This is a genomic window from Pseudoalteromonas sp. SG45-3, assembly GCF_014164075.1.
GTDB lineage: Bacteria > Pseudomonadota > Gammaproteobacteria > Enterobacterales > Alteromonadaceae > Pseudoalteromonas > Pseudoalteromonas distincta.
Window position 1 is genome coordinate 1 of the sequence record NZ_JACJEN010000073.1, and the last position, 348, is coordinate 348.

Annotated in this window: 1 protein-coding gene; it reads left to right on the plus strand. The window is 43.1% G+C overall.

Annotated features, from left to right (window positions below; translation table 11 throughout):
* Positions 1–348, plus strand: a 348-nt coding sequence (locus H5126_RS21320) for an Ig-like domain-containing protein (protein ID WP_182758586.1), incomplete at both ends; no start/stop codon positions are given.

The window sequence follows — 348 nt, forward strand, 5'->3', positions numbered from 1 at the left end:
TTACACAGTAGATGTAAGCACGCAAGATATAGCGGGTAATCCAGCAACAAGCACCCTCAACTTTACAAAAGACACCCAAGCCAGTACAACGCTAGTGCTTGAAGACTCAGTAATAAACGCAGCAGAAGACGACGCGGTAAGTGTAAGCGGTAAAGTTGATGACGTAGAATCAACAAACAGCATTACCGTAACCTTTACAGATAAAGACGGTAAAAAAGTAACCGTTGATAATGTAACCATAAATGCCGATGGCACATGGGAAGTAAGTGACGAAGATATAAGCTCACTTGCAGATGGCGACGTAACAGTAAGTGTTAGCGTATTTGATAACGCCGGCAATGAAGCGGT